This window comes from Rhizobium sp. LEGMi-198b, from assembly GCF_054114205.1.
In genome coordinates this window covers 339,536-357,259 of sequence record NZ_JBSYVH010000008.1, presented here as the reverse complement: position 1 = coordinate 357,259, position 17,724 = coordinate 339,536, and the positions used below count along the sequence as shown (strand labels likewise).

Here is a 17,724-nt window from a genome sequence, read left to right as displayed (position 1 = left end):
ACAAATGAGAGTTTCTTGCGCCCGACAAAGGAAATCTTTGTCGTGCTTGCGGGAAACCGATCGGGAGAAGACTTATCCCCGTTAGGATCGGATCGTGGATGCTTCCTCGATCAGCCAACTACGAAACGCCTGCAACTTCGGCAGCGAAGCGTATTCCGAACGGTAGACCACGTAGTAGGCTAGCTTTGAAGGCACGCTTACCCCGGGAAACAGGCGCCGGAGCCGCCCGGCCGCCAGATCATCATGCGCCAGAATACTGCGCGCCAGCGCGATACCATGTCCCTCGATCGCGGCCTGAAGGACGGCGGCGGAATTATCGATCCTCATGCCTCTTTGCGGTTGGCTCTCGGGCACACCGGCCGCCCGCAGCCAGATGTCCCAGGTGACGAAGCCGATCGCCGGATCGACCGAGAGGTCATGGATGAGCGTGGTTCGCATGAGATCGGGCGGCGCGGTCAAATTTCCCCTGTCGCAGAAACTGGGTGAGCAGACCGGAAAGACCTCCTCATCCATCAGTTTTTCCGCAACCAGTCCCGGCCAGTTTCCGTCGCCATATCGGACCCCCACGTCTATGCCATGCGCCTTGTAGTCGACGAGTTTCAGGCTCGTCTCAAGGCGGATATCGGTGTCCGGCGATCTGGCCTGGAAGCGGTCGATACGCGGAAGCAGCCACTTGGCGGCGAAGGCCGGACTGACTGTGACGTTGAGGATGCCGCTGGTCGCGGAGTCCCGAAGCCGTTCCAGTCCAATCCCGAGGCGATCGAGTCCGGCGCGGATATCCGGAAGCGCGCGTTCGGCGCTTTCAGTCAAGGTCAATCTGGTTTTCCCGGTAGCGCTGCGATGAAACACTGGGGCTCCCAGCCAGTCCTCGAGGCCGCGCACCATTTGCCCGACGGCCGCCGCGGTCACGTTGAGTTCTTCCGCGGCGCCGGAAAAGCTGCCGTGACGTGCACTGGCTTCGAAAGCCCGCAGCGCATTCAGATAAACCGGTGATTTCTTGTTCAAGGGACTTTCTCTTGCGCGGATTGCGGACGACTGATCGCCTAAAGATATTAAGCAACGTCTCCGTTTTGCGCTATCCGCCTCGCCGTCCTTGTACGCCGGGTTGCGGTCGTGGCGAGGGTGAACGAGGCGACAAGCCTCTATCACCCTCGCGTAGCGTCTGCCTCAGACGACGCCGCCGAGGCAGACATATTTGATTTCGGTGAACTCCTCGATGCCGTAGCGCGATCCCTCGCGGCCGAGGCCGGAGAGTTTGACGCCGCCGAAGGGGGCTTCGGCCGTCGAGATCAAGCCGGTATTGACGCCGACCATGCCGTATTCGAGCGCTTCTGCGACGCGGAAGACGCGGGCGAGATCCTTGGCATAGAAATAGGAGGCAAGACCGAATTCGGTGTCGTTGGCCTGGGCGATGACATCGGCCTCGTCCTTGAAGCGGAAGAGCGGAGCCACCGGTCCGAAGGTCTCTTCCTTGGCGACAGCCATCGCCGGTGTGACATTGGCAAGTACGGTTGCCTCATAAAAGCGTCCGCCGAGCGGATGGCGATGACCGCCGGCAACGACGCGGCCGCCCTTGGAAAGCGCATCGGCGACATGCTCCTCGACCTTGGCAAGGGCTGCCTCGTCGATCAGCGGGCCGAGATTGATGCCTTCGTCGAAACCATTGCCGGTCTTCAGTGCGCCGACCGCCTTAGAGAGTTTTTCGGCAAAGGCATCATAGACACCGTCCTGCACATAGAGCCTGTTTGCACAGACGCAGGTCTGGCCGTTGTTGCGGAACTTGGCGATCAACGCGCCTTCGACGGCGGCATCGAGATCGGCATCGTCAAAGACGATGAAGGGCGCATTGCCGCCGAGCTCCAGGCCGAGTTTCTTGATAGTCGGCGCGCTCTGCTTGTAGAGCTCGGCGCCGACTTCGGTCGAGCCGGTGAAGGTGAGCTTGCGCACGATGGGGCTTGCGGTCATCTCGCCGCCGATGGCGCGGGCCGAGCCGGTCAATACACTGAACAAGCCCTTGGGCAGGCCGGCACGTTCGGCAAGCACAGCTATCGCAATCGCCGAAAACGGCGTCTGCGAGGCTGGCTTCAGCACCATGGCGCAGCCGGCGGCAAAGGCAGGACCCGCCTTGCGGGTGATCATCGCATTCGGGAAGTTCCAGGGAGTGATCGCGGCGACGACGCCGATCGGCTGCTTCATCACCAGAATGCGCTTGTCTTTCTGGTGGCCGGGAATGATGTCGCCATAGACGCGACGGGCTTCTTCGGCAAACCATTCGATGAAGCTGGCGCCATAGGCGATCTCGCCCTTGGCCTCGGGCAGCGGCTTGCCCTGTTCGGACGTCAGGATGCGGCCGAGATCATCCTGGTTTTCCATCATCAGCTCGAACCAGCGCTTGAGGATGCCGGAGCGTTCCTTGGCGGTGCGGGCGGCCCATTCCTTCTGGGCGGCTTCAGCCGCGGCAATCGCCTTTTTGGTCTCGGCAGCCCCCAGATTGGGAACGTGGCCGATGATCTCACCGGTCGCCGGATTGTCGACCTTGATTGCGTTGTCACCTGCCTCGATCCAGTCGCCACCAACCAATGCGGCCTGCCGGAACAATGTTGCGTCTTTCAAATGCATGACGGCCTCCTCGCGGATCCTTAAGGTCCTGATATCACATGCCAGCCTTGTTATCGGGACAGCTTCATATGGCGATTGACGTCCTTGTAAAGGAGGTAGCGGAATTTCCCCGGCCCTCCAGCATAGCAGGCCTGAGGGCAGAAGGCGCGTAGCCACATGAAATCGCCAGCCTCGACTTCGACCCAATCCTGATTCAGCCGATAAACGGCTTTGCCCTCGAGTACATAGAGACCATGCTCCATCACATGGGTTTCCGCAAACGGGATGACGGCACCGGGTTCGAAAGTCACGATCGTGACGTGCATGTCGTGGCGCAGGTCTAGTGGATCGACGAAGCGGGTGGTTGCCCATTTCCCGTCCGTCCCAGGCATTGGTGTTGGTGCAATTTCCTGCTCATTGGTGAAAATTGGCTCTGGCGCGTCCAGGCCCGGAACGGTCTCATAGGCCTTGCGAATCCAGTGGAATCGCGTGGCGACCGATCCATGATTGCGAAGTTGCCAACCGCTCGAGGGTGGCAAGAAGGCGTAGCCGCCGGGATGGAGCACATGAACGTCTCCCCCCAACTCGATCGTCACCTCTCCTTCCAAAACGAAGATAACCCCTTCGGCGTGCGGATCCGATTCCGGCGTCTCACTGCCGCCGCCTGGGGCGACCTCCATGATGTACTGCGAGAAGGTTTCCGCGAAGCCGGAGAGCGGGCGCGAGAGCACCCAAAGGCGTGTTCCTTCCCAGAAAGGCAAATAGCTCGTGACGATGTCCATCATCACACCCTTGGGGATCACAGCATAGGCTTCGGTAAAGACCGCGCGGCCGGTCAGAAGGTCAGTCTGCGCCGGAGAGCCGCCTTTCGGCGCGAAATAGGTCGGTTTTGTCATTTTGCACTCCGCGAAATATGGCGCCTATGATCTTCGCCTGATCGAGGGCGTCAGGATGTGGCGAACATGATATCGGTTTGCCTATATCCGGCGGGCTTGTCCAGTCGCCGATGGTTCTGCGGCAAACTTTCCTACCCGTTTATCATGATGGCGCGTCGATCTCTCCTGGATGCTCAAAGCGTCTCGGACGCAGCGGCTGGACCAGAAGGGTGATGGTCTCCGATGAGCCGAAAATCTCGATCTAACTTCGAAAATTAATGCCCGCATAAGGGGATAAAATGGGTGGAGCAAGTTGAAATAGAAACAACTTAAAGGAATAGTGGCGGCCGCGGTCAAAATCGGGACCGACGCGTCGAATTCTAAAATATCTGTTTTTGCCCGTCGTTGAAATCTCATCTGAGAGCGATGCGCGCGCTAGGCATACTTTGAGAAAAGGTTCGGAATGAAAAAGCTTATGATTCTGGTGGCTATCACTGTGGCGACTCTTTCTGCATCCGCAAGCGCCGGACCGGTCACGACCAAGGGCGGGTATGAATATGATCGAAATCAACTGAGCGATGCCACTGTTCTCAACTGGAACATCCAGGCATGCAGCCACGGTGGCATCAACCCGGACGCGCAACAGAAGCTTGCGAAACTGATGGGCGTTTCAGAGGCCAATGTCCGTCTTGAGTTCTGCCGCCGTGTCCTCACTGCTTACGCGAAGGGAGCTATCCCCTATGAGGATTACGTTCAGTTTGTCCAGGGTCACGTCATGGCTCCAAGCATCATGAAGGCCTTGAGGATCGCCGGTTCAGGCCCGCTCAAGCCTCAGAGCCATGGACAAGGCGACATAATTCTTCCGGTTTCAGCGAAAATGGACTCTGGTGAGACGTTCAAAGGCTCCACGATAGCCTCGCGCGAAGGCGGACGTTTCTCGGTTCAATCGTCGCGCCATTCTGTGAAATGTTCCGGCACCTACGATCCCAAGGATCGGCGCCCGACAGTCACTCTTCCGGTCAAATGCTCGGACGGTCGCACAGGCCAGGCCGAGGTCACGAGAGCGCCGGACCTCATGTCCGGATGGGGGAAGGTGAAACTGTCCGACGGAAGCGCCGGTCGACTGGTCGTTGGAGCAGTTCGCAAGCAGCCGTAACAGGCAGCTAAAGCGCCCACGGGCTAGCCACGTACCCCTCGGGCTGCTGTCTCTGTCGCGAAATTAAACGCCAGCCCCGATCGGGGCTGGCGATCCCGGTGCCGCGTTTTTCCATGAGAACCACGCAATCGATGGATCGCGCCTCGCGCAAGCTTCGGATCAGGTGCCACTGCTACGGATACTTGTAAGAAACATCCTAGCGAGTCGCGCGGGCACTATGAAATTAAAAGCAGTCAGCTAGTTCGCAGTTGCGTTTATTCCTGCGCCTCTGCCAGCGTCGCAGCCCACTATCCGAAAGCCGCTGTGGCGGCTTGATGGGGCGGACAAGCAAGGCGTGATCAAGCTAACATTTGGAACGCTCGTTTATGACTTCAATCATTTCTTCTCTGTCCGCCAGTGCAATCCGGTCTCTTTCCACCGCAACGATCGCTGCTCTGACCACAGACGACGTCGCGGCGATGGGTACTAGCCAAATCAACGCGCTTACCTCAACGCAGATCGCCGTGTTGAGTACGGAAGACATTGCTGTTCTCTCGACGAAACAAATGAAGGCCATCTCGCCGAGCGCCATTGTGGGCTTGGGGCTGGATCAACTGGCGGTTCTTTCATCGGTCCAAATTGGAGGCCTCTCCACGGTCGAAGTGAGGGCGCTGACCACCACTCAGGTCGCAGGGCTGTCGACGACGCAGATCAGTTCATTGACGACGACGCAGATCGCCGCTCTCTCTGCGACAGAGGTCGGTGCCCTTTCGACGGAGGATATCGCGGCGCTGTCGAGCAGCCAAATCGGGGCCATCAGCTCGTCCTCTTTGTCAAAGCTCTCCACCGATAATGTCGCGTTGCTCACCACCGGCACGATCGCCGCGTTGAAGACGGCGCAGATCGCGGCACTGACATCCAGCCAGATCGCTGCGCTCACGACCAAGCAGATCGACGTTTTGAGTTCTACACAGATCGGTGCCTTGAGTCTGAAGCAGGTTGCGGCTCTAAGCACCGAGGCTGTGGCCGCACTCTCGACCGAACAAATCGCTTCACTGAAGTCTGCCTCGATTGCGGGTCTGACCACCGGTGAGATTGCGGCGCTGTCGACGACGCAGATCGCTGCATTGACGACGACGCAGATCGCGGCTCTCTCTGCCACAGAGGTCAGTGCCCTTTCGACCGAGGATATCGCGACACTGTCGAGCAGCCAGATCGGCGCCATCAGCTCCGTCGCCCTCTCGAAGCTTTCCACCGATAATGTCGCATTGCTCACCACCAGCACGATCGCCGCGTTGAAGACGGCGCAGATCGCCGCCCTGACGTCCAGCCAGATCGCTGCGCTTACGACCAATCAGGTCGACGTTTTGAGTTCGACGCAGATCGGCGCTTTGAGCTTGAAGCAGGTTGCATCTCTGAGCACCGCCGCCGTTGCTGCACTCTCCACCACGCAAATTGCCGCGCTGAAGACTGCTGCGATCGTGGGTCTGACCACCAGTGAGATCGCGGCGCTGTCGACAACGCAGATCGCTGCACTCTCCACCACGCAGATCGCAGCTCTCTCTGCGACAGAGGTCGGCGCCCTTTCCTCGGCGGATATTGCGGCGCTGTCTAGCAACCAGATCGGGGCAATCAGCTCATCCGCGCTGTCGAAGCTCACGACGAGTAACGTCGCGTTGCTCACCACCAGCGCGATCGCCGCCTTGAAGACGGCACAGATCGCGGCGTTGACCTCCAGCCAGATCGCTGCGCTCACAACCAGTCAGATCGACGTTTTGAGTTCCACACAGATGGGCGCCTTGAGTCTGAGGCAGGTCGCGTCTCTGAGCACCGTCGCCGTGGCTGCACTGTCGACCACGCAAATCGCTTCACTGAAGTCAGCCTCCATCGCGGCCCTGACCACCAGTCAGATCGCGGCGCTGTCGACAACACAGATCGGTGCGTTGACGACGACGCAGATCGCGGCTCTCTCTGCCACAGAGGCCAGTGCTCTTTCGTCTGCGGATATTGCAGCGCTGTCGAGCAGCCAAATCGGAGCCCTCAGCTCCGTCGCTCTGTCGAAACTCTCTACCAGTAATGTCGCATTGCTCACCACCAGCACGATCGCTGGTTTGAAGACGGCCCAGATCGCTGCGCTGACATCGAGCCAGATCGCGGCGCTTACGACCGGTCAGGTCGAGGTTTTGAGTTCGACACAGATCGGCGCCTTGAGCCTTAAGCAGGTTGCATCTCTGAGCACCGCCGCTGTGGCCGCGCTCTCGACCACGCAAATTGCCGCGCTGAAGACCGCCTCGATCGCGGGGCTGACCACCGATGAGATTGCAGCGCTATCGACGACACAGATCGGTGCGTTGACGACGACGCAGATCGCCGCTCTTTCTGCCGCAGAGGTTGGTGCCCTTTCGACGGAGGATATAGCGGCGCTGTCGAGCAGCCAAATTGGAGCCCTCAGCTCGGTCGCTCTGTCGAAGCTCTCCACCGATAATGTCGCGTTGCTCACCACCAGCACGATCGCCGCCTTGAAGACGGCGCAGATCGCGGCTCTGACATCCAGCCAGATTGCTGCGCTCACGACCCAGCAGATCGACGTCTTGAGTTCGACGCAGATGGGCGCCTTAAGTCTGAAGCAGGTTGCGGCTCTGAGCACCGTCGCCGTGGCCGCACTCTCCACAACGCAGATTGCCGCGCTGGCGTCAGCCTCGATCGCGGCTCTGACCACCAGTCAGGTCGCGGTGCTATCGACGGCGCAGATCGGTGCATTGTCGAGCACGCAGATCGCCGCCCTGACCTCGGCGGAGATTGGCGCTCTGACGTCGACGGATATCGAGGCGTTGTCGACCGAGCAAATCGAAGCCATCAGCACCCGAGGCATAAAAGGACTATCAACCTCTGATATTTCCGTGCTCTCCAGCGAGCAGCTATACGCTATCACGACAACCCAGGCACAGGCATTGGACTCCGAGCAAATTGCGGCGATCATTGCGGCCTATGCTGCTTATAGCTGACTATGACGTCTGTGATTGCTGAAACGTTGCGGTTTCCGCGAAATGATGACGACGGACGGCGGCACTTCCTCGAATAGTTTTCAATTTGGAAGGCTATTTCGGCTGAAAGCCACCTGAGCGTCCCATTGCCATCAGCATTCTTGCTCGTGGAATAGAGAAGCGGCTCTACCTTGTGGGGCAAGGTAGAGCCGGGAGACCGCATAACGGCTCACTGAGCGCGCCCAAGCGTCGGGGAAACTTGTCCGCTTGCTAATTTTATACTACTCAAGGCTGAATATCCAGCTAAACCTAAGCGCGCCGACCGGTTTTAACAGCAACTGCTCCCGGTCTCTCAAGGACGCTGATCCATGTCGTCCGGTTAGGATGTTTGAATGACGGCTTTTGTCCGGCCACCGCAGTTTCAGCTCCGGGTAATGCCTGGGGGCGCCCTGAGAAAACCCGCCGCTGGCAGGGGCGCTACCAACGACGGGCTCGGCTTGGAGACAGTTGGTCAGTGCGCGCGCCTGCCAACTGACAGTTCAACATCCGCAGGGGCGAATTGTTCCATCGCCGCGCGAATTTGTCGCCGCTTGCGGTCGGATCATAGAGCATGACGAGCCGATTCTGGTCATTGCGCAGCGAGTTTCAGCGCAGGAGCGCCCTTGTCAGCCGGTGGATATGCTCTGCTCCGATGCCGCAGCAGCCGCCGATCATGGTCGCACCAGCTTCTGCCCATGAGCAGGCGAAGCGCGAATAGGTGTCGCTGGTCATATCCTCGCGGGTATCATGGAGGCCCTCATTGGCCGCCGAATCACCTTGTTCGCCTTCAAAAGCATTGGCATAGACGCCGATCTCAAGCGCAGAGCCTTTATCTTTGAACACGCGAGCCGCTGTTTCGACCGCCGCCTGCATCACTTCCGGCTTGCTGCAGTTGAACAAGAGAGCCTTCGCGCCGGACGAGACCGCCCAGATCGCCGCATCTTCCACCCGTTCGCCGGAGCGCAGCTTCGGTTCGCTGCCTTTGACCTGTGCCTCGTCATCGGCCAGCGTGAACGAGATCCAGAATGGCTTCCCCGTTGCGGCAACCGCGGTGCGCACAGCCTCTCCTTCGGCGATCAGGCTGAGGGTCTCGCCAAGCCATACGTCCACATAGGGCGCTAGATTTTCAACCAGCACCTTGAGATAGGTCTGCACCCGCGAAGGATCGAAGTTCTGCGGCTCGTAGGAGCCAAAGATCGGCGGCAGCGAACCGGCAACCAGAATTTCCCGGTTGCTGACGGCATCGGCGGCTTCGCGCGCCAATTGGCCCGAGAGCCTGATCAGCGACGCACCGTTCTTCTGAAACCGTTCCTCGCCGATGTGAAAGGGTACCAAGGCATAGCTGTTGGTGGTGACGACATCAGAGCCGGCAGCGATGAATTCCTCATGGACCTTTCGAACGATGTCTGGGGAATTGATCAGCGCTAAAGCTGACCATTCCGGCTGCTTCAGTTCGGCCCCGAGGCGCAGGAGTTCGCGGCTCATGCCGCCATCGAGAATGGAAAGTTTGCTCATGGGTAGGGTCTCCGTAAATGCGTCGGGTCTGCGCAAAGGCATGACCTTCCTGCGTGCTAGCGCCGCACCGGCACCTGCGCCTCCAAGTGGCGGAAGGCTCGTGCGATAATGGCGGTGAGAATGAGATAGAAGACGGTAACGACGATCAGCGGCTCGTAGACCAGCAGCGTGTCCTGACGCACCTTGCTGGCGACAGCGTAGAGATCCATCACCGTGACGGTGAAGGCGAGTGGTGTCGCCTTGAGCTGCATGACGATTTCGCCGCCGATCGTCGGCAAGGCGATGCGAATGGCGCGCGGCAGCCAGATGCGCCGGGTCAGCGTGAAGGGTCGCATCCCAAATGCACGGCCTGCTTCCAACTCCCCCTTCGGCACTGCGAGCAGTGCACCTCGCAACACCTCCGCCTCGTAGGCAGCATAGTTCAGCGTAAAGCTCAGGGCGGCAAAGAAGAAGCCCTCGCGCAAGATCGGCCAGAACAGGCTCTGACGGATACCGGGGATCATCGGCAGTAGCGAACCGACGCCGTAATAGAGAAGCCAGAGCTGGATGAGCAGAGGCGTGCCGCGGAAGAAGGTGCAGTAGCTTCGGGCAAGAAGTTGCGTCAGCGGACCGCCGCTCACCTGCGCAAAGGCAAGGCCGATAGCGACAATGAAGCCGAAGACGACCGAGATCACCAGCAGCGTCACCGTCTGTGCAGCGCCTGCCAAGAGAAGCGGCCAATAGGAGGCGATCCATGAGAAGGTCATGCCGTTCGCTCCTCAGGCAGGTTTCGGCTGACCGCGCCGCACATGGCGCTCGATCAGATTGAAGACGACATTGGAGGCGAGCGTGAGGGCGAGATAGAGAAAGGCGGAGGCCAGGAAGAAGATGAAATAATGCTTGGTGCTCGCGCCGGCGAGGCGCGTGGCGAGCGCCAGTTCCTGATAGCCGACGACGGCGACCAGCGCGCTGTCCTTGGTGATCGACATCCACAGATTGGCAAGGCCCGGCAGGGCATTCGGCAAGAGTGCCGGCAGGATGACGCGGCGGAAACGCAGCATCGGCCCCATGCCGAAGGCCTTCGCTGCGTCGATCTGACCGGCGGGGATTGCGAGGATCGCGCCGCGCAGCACTTCCGTCATGTAGGCGCCCTGCACGATGCCGAGTACGACGACGGCGACGACGAAGCCGTTCACTTCGATCGCAGGCAGATTGAGCGCAGCCAAGAGCCGGTTCAGGCCATCCATTCCGGCATAATAGAGCCCGACGATCAGAATCAATTCCGGAATGGCGCGGACCGCTGTCGTATAAAGATTGAGCAACAGGCCGAGCGGCCTGTTGCCGGAAAGCTTGCCAAGCGCGCCTCCGACCCCGAGCAGGAGGCCGATTATAAACGCGCCGGCGGAGATGGCGATCGTGGAGGCCGCACCCACGAGCAGCACACCACCCCACCCGGGCGGATAGGGAGAGAGCAGGTCGAAGATACCTTGTGGAGCGGCCGCCATCGTCGAGATCGCTTACTTTGCGCCGTAGATGTCGAAGTCGAAATACTTCTTGGTGATTTCGTCGTATTTGCCGCTGGCACGGATCGCGGCGATCGCGGCATTGAGCTTGGCTTTCAGGTCGGTATCTTCCTTACGCAAACCACCGGAAACGCCCGCTCCGAGAATTTCCTTGTCGTCGGCGACGTCGCCCATCTTGGCGCAGCAATCCTTGCCGGCATCACTCTTCAGGAAGGCATCAAGAGCCAGCGAATCGCCGAAAACATAATCGATGCGGCCGGCGGCGAGATCCTGGAATGCCTCGTCCAGGGTCTGATAGGTTTTCTGATCCGCGACTTTGGCAAAGTACTTATTGAAGTAGTCGGACTGAATGGTCGAAACCTGAATGCCGATGGTCTTGCCCTTCACATCGTCGGCGGTTGCGCCGGGCTTCTGGTCTTTCGGGCCGATCAGGGTGCTTGGCGTGTTGTAATATTTATCGGTGAAGTTGATGATTTTCGAGCGTTCCACGGTGTTCGACATCGACGACCAGATCACGTCGAACTTCTTGCTCTGCAGGGCTGGAATGAGGCCATCCCAGGAGAGTTCGACGATCGAGCATTTTTCCTTCATCTGATCGCAGACGGCATTCATCAGGTCGATCTCCCAGCCTTGCCACTGGCCGGAGGCATCCTTGGCGAAGAAGGGCGGATAGGATTCGTTCATAATGCCGAAACGAACGTCGGCCTGAGCCGTAAAGGCAGAAACGGCAAGCATGGCGCCGGCAAGAAGCAGGGGCAGTTTCATTCTTTGGATTCTCCTGATGTTGTTGTTTGTGAAAGCGGGGAGGGATCAGTGGCTGAGTGCGCCGGTGAATTCCCGGCAGCGGGCACTCAAGGGGGCATCGAAGATCTGCCGCGGCGGACCCTCTTCTTCGACCCGTCCTTGATGCAGAAAGAGAACATGACTGGAGACGTCACGGGCAAAGCGCATCTCATGGGTGACGAGCAGCATGGTTCGGCCCTCTTCCGCGAGGTCGCGGATGACCTTCAGCACCTCGCCGACCAGCTCGGGATCGAGTGCCGACGTCGGCTCGTCGAACAGCATGACAGCGGGATCGACACAAAGCGCCCGGGCAATGGCGGCTCGCTGCTGCTGGCCGCCGGAAAGGAAGGCGGGGTAAGCATGTCGCTTTTCGTAAAGTCCGACTTTTTCGAGCAAGGCTTCCGCCTTTTCGACGGCCTCCCGGCGGGCAACGCCCATGACATGAACCGGCGCTTCGATAATGTTTTCGAGTACGGTTCGGTGTGCCCAGAGATTGAAGCTTTGGAAGACCATGCCGAGACCGGTGCGCAGCCGTTCGACTTGCCGCCAGTTCGTTGGCTGCATCTGGCCGCCGCGGTTGCGCTTTAAGGCGATTTCCTCGCCGTTCACGACGATACGCCCGCGATCCGGTATTTCCAGCAAATTGATGCAGCGCAGAAAGGTGCTTTTTCCGGAGCCTGACGAACCGATGATCGAAATCACATCGCCTTTTTTGGCTTTCGTCGAAACGCCTTTGAGGACTTCATGGGGACCAAAGCTCTTGTGAAGATCATCCACATGAAGAGCTTGGAGAGGCGGTTCTGTCATACGCGGTTCCGAGTAAAAATAATTTGCGGAGAATATCGCGTATATGTGCCGTTTTTGCGCGCAAATTCTGATTGATTTGCATAATATATGCAGAAATTTGTTTCATATGCATCAAATGTGACAGAATGCCGGTATTGCCGGGCAATTCACGACCACGGTCTGGGGGTAGGATGGAAAAACTGGATCGCTTTGATCGCGATATTCTCGAGATCATCCAGCGCAATTGCCAGCTAACGGCGGAAACCATTGCCGAAAGGGTGGGGCTTTCGACCTCGGCCGTGCAACGGCGCCTGAAACGCCTGCGCGAGGAGGGGATCATCAAAGCGGAAGTCGCCGTCGTTGACCGCAAGGCGACTGGCACGCCCATGGTATTCATCACCGGGATGGAAATCGAGCGGGATAATTACGATGCGCTTGCGAAGTTCCGCCTTTGGGCGGAGAAGCAGGATCACATCCAACAGGTCTATTATGTCACGGGCGCAGTTGATCTCATTGCCATCATCACGGCTCGGGACGTCGAACACTATGACGACATCGCTGCGCTGATCATGGCGGAAAACCCGCAGATCCGACGCATGCATACCAATGTAGTCTTGCGAGACGTCAAGCTCGGTCTGGTCGTCCCGTTGGCGACCGGGGATGATGACAACAAATAGAGTCGCAGATGCCGTCACCGACGGACTTCTCACGAATTCTATCGCCGTGGCGCAACTTGTGATAATTGCAGGTAACTCCGCAAAGGAACTTTCGGATGCAGTAGTCATTCCCCTTCCAGCTCACATGAGCCGAAAAGGAAAGGAGAATGCTATGAATACGAAACTCATCGTTTCAGCAGCGGCCGCCTTCGGCCTTCTCGCTGGTTCAGCCTTTGCGCAGTCCTCGACGGTCACTGGGGCCGCGGGTGGCGCGGTTACCGGAGCAGTTGTCGGTGGCCCGGTGGGTGCCGCAGTCGGTGGTGTTGCGGGCGCTATTGTCGGTACCGCGATCGATCCGCCGCCACAGAAGGTTGTCACTTATGTGCAAGAGCAGCCGATGCCTCCGGCTGAAGCCGTCGTACAAGAAAGAGTCGTCGTCGGTCAGCCGCTCCCCGAGACCGTTGTCGTAACGCCGGTTCCGGATAACCCGACTTACGCCTATGCCGTCGTCAACCATCAGCGTGTCATCATCCAGCCGAAAACGCGCAAGGTTGTCAAAATTCTCGATTAATCCTACCGGAAGGGCCTCTGCCGGAGGTCCTTCCTCTGCCGGCTCGCGCATAGATGCCGGACGCTTTTACCCAATTCCCTCATCGACCAGATTCTCGGCGCTTAGTCCGCCATGTCCCGGCGGCTAGGGCAGGCGAAAGTTGGTGCCTCCTGCTATTTGTAAGCTTGCGCTTATGCCTGAGGGCTGTGACGCCCCTTATTGGTTACCGCTTGTTTTCCGAAAAGTTCAGCGCTTGGCGCCTGCGCCGGTCGTGGCAGCATTCATTCCTGACAACCCATGGAGGCAGTATCGGCGACGCTTTTGCAGCCCAGAGAAATCATTTTGTGCAATAACTTGACGAAAAAATGATAATATCGCCTTACAATATGGGCGCTATTGATAAGTATTGTAAGTACAATATCTATAATTATACGTACAGTGCGTATGTTTCTGAATATTTCTACCGGCATATTTGGCATTATATATTCAGTTATTCTTAATTTACTGATGCATTTCTGCATCTATGACAGGTTTATGTCAGCGTATTCCCATGGATTTATCAAAATATTGTGTTGGCTACGGAGCTTCTCTGGCTATCGTGCGCCCGGAAGTTCACGAACTTTCGATTCAAAGGGAACAGCCGGATGAATGAACGTAACGGATAATCTCCGGGTCGTTCCGATCAGGCACACAGATTGGAGACAAAATGAACATCAAGAGCCTTCTTCTCGGCTCCGCTGCTGCGCTTGCAGCAGTTTCCGGCGCTCACGCGGCTGACGCTGTCGTCGCTGCTGAACCGGAGCCGCTCGAATACGTTCGCATCTGCGACGCATACGGCGCTGGCTACTTCTTCATTCCGGGCACCGAAACCTGCCTCAAGATCGGCGGCAAGGTTCGTACCGAAGGTGAATGGTACGACGCTTACAACCCGAACAACGTTCGTGGCACGCTCTGGCACACCCGCGCCGAGCTGCAGCTTCAGACGGCTACCGACACCGAATACGGTCCGCTGAAGACCAACACGGAACTGCGTTGGGATTGGCAGGAAGGCGGCTCCACGAGCACCAACTTCCTCCACGGCAGCATCAGCCTCGGTGGTTTCACCATCGGTAAGGAAGACTCGCAGTTCAACGTATTCACCGGTTACGCCGGCGACGTCATCAACGACGACGTGGTCTATGACGGTCCGTACGAACTCAACCAGATCACCTACAACTACGACGCCGGCAACGGCTTCACGGCTGTGATCTCGTTGGAAGACACCAATTCCGGCGTTGGCGCAACCGGCTCCAACGGCGAAGACAGCTCGGATCACTACGCTCCGGACGTCGTTGCCGGTGCTGGCTACAAGGCTGGCGCATGGTCCTTCAAGGTCGTCGGTGGTTATGACTCCATCGTCGAAGAAGGCGCTATCAAGGCTCGTGTCGATGCCGACTTCGGCGTCTTCTCTGCCTTCGTCATGGGCGGCTGGAACACCGACGGCGACAAGCTGAACAAGTACGCTGGCGCGAACGGTGGCGGCGACGCTTCCGGTATCGGCTGGGGCGACTGGGCAGTTTGGGGCGGCGCAAGCGTTCCGATCAACGAAAAGCTGAAGTGGAACTTCCAGGTCGCCTATACCGACTCGAAGATCTTCTCCGCTACGACGAACCTGAAGTTCAACCCGGTCAAGAACCTGCTCATCGAACCGGAAGTCACCTACACCAACTGGGATTCGATCAACGAAGATCAGTGGGCTGGTATCCTCCGCTTCGAGCGTAGCTTCTAATCTGATCTGAATTTGACCTCCGATCAGAAAAGGGAGAAGGCCCGGTTTCCCTCCGGGCCTTTTTCTGTTCTGCACGTAAGTACTTCCGCAGCGCGCAACTGCGCTAGATCATGCGCTTTAATGGTGTCTGCTGTCCTCAAGGGCGCAGGCGCCCATTGTCATCCTTGACAATCCAGCCACCAAAAATCTCAACGCTCAGTTAGATAATTGTCTCACTGTTGCGTGAAGTGGCATTCTCGCCCCTGACAAAACATCGTTACCTCTGCTAGGTGCTACAGCCTATCGACGCCATATCGATTGTACGTCCCTGTCAAATATCAGGAGTTTGAGCATGACCGGTTCTTCCGACTACACGCCGCCGAAAATCTGGACTTGGAACAAGGCGAATGGAGGCCAGTTCGCGAATATCAACCGTCCGATCGCTGGACCGACCCACGACAAGGATCTGCCGGTCGGCCGCCATCCTCTTCAGCTTTATTCGCTCGCAACGCCGAACGGTGTGAAAGTCACGATCATGCTGGAAGAGCTGCTGGCGCTCGGCCACAGCGGCGCGGAATATGACGCCTGGCTGATCAAGATCGGCGAGGGTGATCAATTCGGAAGCGGCTTCGTGGGGGTCAATCCCAATTCAAAAATTCCGGCCCTGATGGATCGCAGCGGCCCGACGCCGATTCGCGTCTTCGAGTCCGGTTCCATCCTGACCTATCTCGCCGAAAAGTTCGGCGCCTTCCTGCCGACCGACCCCGCCGTGCGCGCCGAATGCTTTTCCTGGCTGTTCTGGCAGATGGGAAGCGCACCCTATCTCGGCGGCGGCTTCGGCCACTTCTACGCCTACGCGCCGACGAAGATCGAATATGCGATCGACCGCTTTGCCATGGAGGTGAAGCGCCAGCTCGACGTGCTGGATCGCCGCCTTGCCGAAAGCGAATATCTCAGCGGTAAGGAATACACGATCGCCGACATGGCCGTTTGGCCCTGGTATGGCGGCCTGGTCAAGGGCTGGCAATACGGTGCGGCCGAGTTCCTTCAGGTCGAGGACTACAAGAATGTCCAGCGTTGGGCCGATGCAATCTTCGAACGGCCGGCAGTCAAACGCGGGCGGATGGTCAACCGGGTATCCGGTGAGCCCTCAAGCCAACTGCATGAGCGCCATGACGCCAGCGATTTTGAAACCAAGACGCAGGACAAGCTCGCAATCGCGAGCTGAACAATTCCTTTGCTATCAAAGCTGGGCGCTATTGCGCCCGGCTTAGCCGCTAAGGTTATCAGCCTTCGGTGAGCCTTTTGCTGCCGCCTCGACAAGAGATGTTCCGATGATAAAAGGCATCGGTGTTATCATGCGTCGAAATGTGACGAAGAAGAGGGTTCATGCGGCACTCCCGGTCAGATGTGCAAGGGCGCGCGCGCGTCGGACCTAACGTGCCGGCGACATCTAAGAAGGTCGGCCTTCGCTCGACTGAGATCGCCGACCGGAATTTCCGCGTCATCCTCGAAGCCATTCGCCGCTACGGTCCGTTGACGAGGCTCGAGCTGGGACAGCGGACCGGACTGAGCGGGCCGGGCATCACCAATATATTGCGCCGGCTGAGCGATGACGGCCTCATCACATCCAGGCGGCGCAGGGATGCGGCTAAGGGGGCTTCGTCCACGGAATTTGCACTCAATCCGGATGGCGCCTTCTCGATCGGCGTCCGGCTGGGCGGGGCCTGCCCGGAAGCCGTATTGGTCGATCTGAGCGGCCAGATCCGAGAGCGGACGCAGCTCGACCAGACGATCGAGCTGTCGGCCAGCCTTGAAAAGGCGGCACGCGATCTTCTTGCCGGCAAAACGGCGGCGCCTCGCGTGCTTGGCATGGGCATTGCCGCCCCATCGGCGGAGGAGGTCAGCCTTGAGCAGATAGCGCTTGATTCGCGGCCGCTCCGCGTCCTGGTCGAGCGCGATTGCGTGGCGGCGGTGCTTGCCGAGCGCACCATCGGCGCACCGATGCCCGAGGGCGGCCTGGTGATGATCATCATCGACCATACGGTGGAGGCGGCGCTTCTCGTGCGCGGCGTGCCCTTTGCCGGTGTGCATGGCCGGGCGGGCAGCATCGGTGCGATGCGGACAGGTCCGGACCATGTGCGGCTCGACAGCATCGTTGGTCTGCATGCACTACAGGCCTGCCTGCCGGCTGAGGTGTTCGCGGCGCTTCTGGCCGGAGAGGAATTGCCGATGTCGGCTTCCGTTTTGGATTGGGTGAAAAATGCTGCCGGTCATCTGCTCGACGCCATTGTCGCGACGGCAGGGTTCCTCGCCCCGGGCGCAATTCTTATCGGCGGTGATCTGCCGCGCGGCATTATCGAGGCGCTGATCCATCAGATGTCGATCGAGCGCCGCAATACGACCATTCGTCCATTCATCACGCCATGGATATCGCCCATCAGGCCGGCAAGCTTTGACGGCGGCGGGATTACCATCGGCGCTGCGCTGCTGCCCTTCTTCGACGCTTTGTTGCCATCGCCATCGGCGGGATAAACGGGGTGCCCGGCCGGTT

Annotated in this window: 15 protein-coding genes; 7 read left to right on the top strand and 8 right to left on the bottom strand. The window is 58.8% G+C overall.

Annotated features, from left to right (window positions below):
• Positions 1-81 precede the first annotated feature (81 nt).
• From gcvA to ACXHXG_RS27285, 3 genes are all read right to left on the bottom strand, one after another.
• A complete protein-coding gene (gene gcvA, locus ACXHXG_RS27295) occupies positions 82-1,005 on the bottom strand; it encodes a transcriptional regulator GcvA (protein WP_457901354.1) in 924 nt (307 codons plus the stop codon).
• 162 nt (positions 1,006-1,167) lie between these two features.
• Entirely contained in the window at positions 1,168-2,619 is a 1,452-nt protein-coding gene (gene gabD / locus ACXHXG_RS27290) for an NADP-dependent succinate-semialdehyde dehydrogenase (RefSeq protein WP_457901353.1), read from the bottom strand.
• A gap of 50 nt (positions 2,620-2,669) precedes the next feature.
• Positions 2,670-3,494, bottom strand: coding sequence for a bifunctional allantoicase/(S)-ureidoglycine aminohydrolase (locus ACXHXG_RS27285; protein ID WP_457901352.1), 825 nt, complete (start codon positions 3,492-3,494; stop codon positions 2,670-2,672).
• Between the two features lie 442 nt (positions 3,495-3,936).
• On the opposite strand from ACXHXG_RS27285, the gene ACXHXG_RS27280 reads away from it, so the two are divergent.
• Both ACXHXG_RS27280 and ACXHXG_RS27275 read left to right on the top strand, forming a co-directional pair.
• Positions 3,937-4,629 carry a hypothetical protein gene (locus ACXHXG_RS27280; RefSeq protein ID WP_457901351.1) on the top strand — a complete coding sequence of 231 codons (693 nt, stop codon included), beginning with the start codon at positions 3,937-3,939 and terminating at the stop codon, positions 4,627-4,629.
• A gap of 365 nt (positions 4,630-4,994) precedes the next feature.
• Entirely contained in the window at positions 4,995-7,613 is a 2,619-nt protein-coding gene (locus tag ACXHXG_RS27275) for a beta strand repeat-containing protein (RefSeq protein WP_457901350.1), read from the top strand.
• Positions 7,614-8,237: 624 nt separating this feature from the next.
• Here ACXHXG_RS27275 and ACXHXG_RS27270 read toward each other — a convergent pair.
• Genes ACXHXG_RS27270 through ACXHXG_RS27250 form a run of 5 tightly spaced genes read right to left on the bottom strand, consistent with a single transcriptional unit; the run spans position 8,238 to position 12,238 of the window.
• Positions 8,238-9,146 carry a homocysteine S-methyltransferase family protein gene (locus tag ACXHXG_RS27270; protein ID WP_457901349.1) on the bottom strand — a complete coding sequence of 303 codons (909 nt, stop codon included), beginning with the start codon at positions 9,144-9,146 and terminating at the stop codon, positions 8,238-8,240.
• Positions 9,147-9,202: 56 nt separating this feature from the next.
• Positions 9,203-9,892, bottom strand: coding sequence for an ABC transporter permease (locus ACXHXG_RS27265; RefSeq protein ID WP_457901348.1), 690 nt, complete (start codon positions 9,890-9,892; stop codon positions 9,203-9,205).
• 12 nt (positions 9,893-9,904) lie between these two features.
• Positions 9,905-10,630: an ABC transporter permease gene (locus ACXHXG_RS27260; protein ID WP_260304297.1), complete on the bottom strand. Its 726-nt coding sequence runs from the start codon at positions 10,628-10,630 to the stop codon at positions 9,905-9,907.
• 12 nt (positions 10,631-10,642) lie between these two features.
• Positions 10,643-11,413 (bottom strand): transporter substrate-binding domain-containing protein, encoded by a 771-nt coding sequence (locus ACXHXG_RS27255; protein WP_457901347.1) that lies wholly within the window; start codon positions 11,411-11,413, stop codon positions 10,643-10,645.
• A gap of 45 nt (positions 11,414-11,458) precedes the next feature.
• Positions 11,459-12,238 (bottom strand): ABC transporter ATP-binding protein, encoded by a 780-nt coding sequence (locus tag ACXHXG_RS27250; RefSeq protein ID WP_260304295.1) that lies wholly within the window; start codon positions 12,236-12,238, stop codon positions 11,459-11,461.
• 170 nt (positions 12,239-12,408) lie between these two features.
• On the opposite strand from ACXHXG_RS27250, the gene ACXHXG_RS27245 reads away from it, so the two are divergent.
• The 5 genes from ACXHXG_RS27245 to ACXHXG_RS27225 all read left to right on the top strand — a co-directional run bounded on the left by ACXHXG_RS27245 (position 12,409) and on the right by ACXHXG_RS27225 (position 17,705).
• Positions 12,409-12,894, top strand: a complete 486-nt coding sequence (locus ACXHXG_RS27245) for an Lrp/AsnC family transcriptional regulator (protein ID WP_104827337.1) — start codon at positions 12,409-12,411, stop codon at positions 12,892-12,894.
• A 151-nt stretch (positions 12,895-13,045) separates the two neighbouring features.
• On the top strand, positions 13,046-13,444 hold the full coding sequence (locus ACXHXG_RS27240) for a DUF1236 domain-containing protein (protein WP_260304293.1): 399 nt from the start codon (positions 13,046-13,048) through the stop codon (positions 13,442-13,444).
• A gap of 685 nt (positions 13,445-14,129) precedes the next feature.
• The gene (locus tag ACXHXG_RS27235; RefSeq protein WP_457901346.1) at positions 14,130-15,191 is read left to right on the top strand and encodes a porin; all 1,062 of its coding nucleotides are present in this window, start codon (positions 14,130-14,132) and stop codon (positions 15,189-15,191) included.
• A gap of 331 nt (positions 15,192-15,522) precedes the next feature.
• Positions 15,523-16,398 carry a glutathione-dependent disulfide-bond oxidoreductase gene (gene yghU, locus ACXHXG_RS27230; RefSeq protein WP_104827334.1) on the top strand — a complete coding sequence of 292 codons (876 nt, stop codon included), beginning with the start codon at positions 15,523-15,525 and terminating at the stop codon, positions 16,396-16,398.
• A 161-nt stretch (positions 16,399-16,559) separates the two neighbouring features.
• Positions 16,560-17,705, top strand: a complete 1,146-nt coding sequence (locus ACXHXG_RS27225) for an ROK family protein (RefSeq protein ID WP_457901345.1) — start codon at positions 16,560-16,562, stop codon at positions 17,703-17,705.
• Positions 17,706-17,724 lie beyond the last annotated feature (19 nt).

Excerpts from the sequence above, each read along its gene's own strand:
- gabD (WP_457901353.1), bottom strand. The coding sequence starts at position 2,619 with ATGCATTTGAAAGACGCAACATTGTTCCGGCAGGCCGCATTGGTTGGT.
- ACXHXG_RS27285 (WP_457901352.1), bottom strand. The coding sequence starts at position 3,494 with ATGACAAAACCGACCTATTTCGCGCCGAAAGGCGGCTCTCCGGCGCAG.
- ACXHXG_RS27280 (WP_457901351.1), top strand. The coding sequence starts at position 3,937 with ATGAAAAAGCTTATGATTCTGGTGGCTATCACTGTGGCGACTCTTTCT.
- ACXHXG_RS27275 (WP_457901350.1), top strand. The coding sequence starts at position 4,995 with ATGACTTCAATCATTTCTTCTCTGTCCGCCAGTGCAATCCGGTCTCTT.
- ACXHXG_RS27270 (WP_457901349.1), bottom strand. The coding sequence starts at position 9,146 with ATGAGCAAACTTTCCATTCTCGATGGCGGCATGAGCCGCGAACTCCTG.
- ACXHXG_RS27265 (WP_457901348.1), bottom strand. The coding sequence starts at position 9,892 with ATGACCTTCTCATGGATCGCCTCCTATTGGCCGCTTCTCTTGGCAGGC.
- ACXHXG_RS27260 (WP_260304297.1), bottom strand. The coding sequence starts at position 10,630 with ATGGCGGCCGCTCCACAAGGTATCTTCGACCTGCTCTCTCCCTATCCG.
- ACXHXG_RS27255 (WP_457901347.1), bottom strand. The coding sequence starts at position 11,413 with ATGAAACTGCCCCTGCTTCTTGCCGGCGCCATGCTTGCCGTTTCTGCC.
- ACXHXG_RS27250 (WP_260304295.1), bottom strand. The coding sequence starts at position 12,238 with ATGACAGAACCGCCTCTCCAAGCTCTTCATGTGGATGATCTTCACAAG.
- ACXHXG_RS27245 (WP_104827337.1), top strand. The coding sequence starts at position 12,409 with ATGGAAAAACTGGATCGCTTTGATCGCGATATTCTCGAGATCATCCAG.
- ACXHXG_RS27240 (WP_260304293.1), top strand. The coding sequence starts at position 13,046 with ATGAATACGAAACTCATCGTTTCAGCAGCGGCCGCCTTCGGCCTTCTC.
- ACXHXG_RS27235 (WP_457901346.1), top strand. The coding sequence starts at position 14,130 with ATGAACATCAAGAGCCTTCTTCTCGGCTCCGCTGCTGCGCTTGCAGCA.
- yghU (WP_104827334.1), top strand. The coding sequence starts at position 15,523 with ATGACCGGTTCTTCCGACTACACGCCGCCGAAAATCTGGACTTGGAAC.
- ACXHXG_RS27225 (WP_457901345.1), top strand. The coding sequence starts at position 16,560 with ATGCGGCACTCCCGGTCAGATGTGCAAGGGCGCGCGCGCGTCGGACCT.